At 34.8% G+C, this 1,197-nt stretch carries 3 protein-coding genes; 2 read left to right on the forward strand and 1 reads right to left on the reverse strand.

The window, feature by feature from the left end:
* The first annotated feature begins 108 nt into the window (after window positions 1–108).
* Together HMPREF0083_RS28590 and HMPREF0083_RS25870 are read left to right on the forward strand one after the other, a co-directional pair.
* A complete protein-coding gene (locus HMPREF0083_RS28590) occupies window positions 109–261 on the forward strand; it encodes a hypothetical protein (RefSeq protein ID WP_021624966.1) in 153 nt (50 codons plus the stop codon).
* A 187-nt stretch (window positions 262–448) separates the two neighbouring features.
* A complete protein-coding gene (locus tag HMPREF0083_RS25870) occupies window positions 449–712 on the forward strand; it encodes a hypothetical protein (protein ID WP_021624967.1) in 264 nt (87 codons plus the stop codon).
* An 89-nt stretch (window positions 713–801) separates the two neighbouring features.
* Here the strand turns inward: HMPREF0083_RS25870 and HMPREF0083_RS25875 are convergent, their stop codons facing one another.
* Window positions 802–1,146, reverse strand: coding sequence for a hypothetical protein (locus HMPREF0083_RS25875; protein WP_040305223.1), 345 nt, complete (start codon window positions 1,144–1,146; stop codon window positions 802–804).
* Window positions 1,147–1,197: the final 51 nt, after the last annotated feature.

The raw sequence follows: 1,197 nt of genomic DNA on the forward strand, positions 1-1,197 counted from the left end.
TTTTTCCGAATTTCCTACTTCCAACCACGTTATCCTGTCAAAATATTAAGTGTAACTTATCTAATATCCCGATGAATAATAACTTTATCCAAATGGAAGGAGTTAAACATGGATAAACAACACAAGCAGGTTATACATAATCCCCTAACTGGAGAAATGATGGAAGCTAATACGTACTCAGGGAAAGAATTGTTTTGGGATAACGAAAGAACCCCTGATGATAAATCTGACGTTCCTGAAAAAGAGAGGGCTAATCCTTAATTGGATAGTCCTTTTCTTCTCCAAGCGAAGCTTTTTCAATTAATTTATTTACTTTAACAATTTTATCTGGCAATACATTATTATTCTTATTCTCCTCATCCATATTCTCACCTCCCAATCACCACAATTCGACAAAAGGAAGATATTACATCCAAAGCATCGAGGTAAAAAAGTAGGAGGTGATAGTATGAGAGAAGTAGGATGGGCTATTTATCAAATCACTAAACCACTTACCACAGGCGCTTTCGCTGCAGCAATTGCACTCGGATTTATCTATGCTGTCGCTAAGCTAACAAACAAAAGGCCGCTTCCCCGGAACGGCCCCTTCGCTTATCTTCTGACACTATCATCAACACCCCTATCGCCAAAATCACGTCATTTTCACACCACAGAGGACTATTTATTTTATAGAAAATTTATAATAGCAAATTCTCTTATAGAAACGCATTAACTATTCTATAGTACATATTGTGGAAAAATGAAGAGACTAACAAAGCCTCTTCATTTGAACTTATAATTATTTTTAATAACCAAATATTTTTATCTAGTATCGTCAACAGTATATGTAGCCCAGAAAGGAACAATAGCACCCTGATTTTGGGAAATGGCTGCCATGTTATTTGCTAACCACTCTTTCCCTTTTGGTCCATAATAGTTAACATCATGATAGTCAAAATCAAATAAATCCCTAAAAGATGCTTTAATCAACCATTTTCCATTTACTTTTTCGCCCATAACAGTATATTCAGTATTATGTATAGCAGTAAATAACTCTCCGCTGTTAAAAGCAATTGAAGCACTAGCATTAAAATTTGTTTTATTTTGTTTATTTGCGTTCGCAACTAAGCTATTAATCAAATTTTTATATTCAGTTAATGATGTCAACTACCCACCACTTAGACTCTACCGAATCTTGAAGTGGGGGCTTGAAAAAAG

It is taken from the genome of Aneurinibacillus aneurinilyticus ATCC 12856 (assembly GCF_000466385.1).
Lineage (GTDB): Bacteria > Bacillota > Bacilli > Aneurinibacillales > Aneurinibacillaceae > Aneurinibacillus > Aneurinibacillus aneurinilyticus.

Bases quoted from the DNA above. Each gene is read 5' to 3' on its own strand.
- HMPREF0083_RS28590 (WP_021624966.1), top strand. From the start codon at position 109: ATGGATAAACAACACAAGCAGGTTATACATAATCCCCTAACTGGAGAA.
- HMPREF0083_RS25870 (WP_021624967.1), top strand. From the start codon at position 449: ATGAGAGAAGTAGGATGGGCTATTTATCAAATCACTAAACCACTTACC.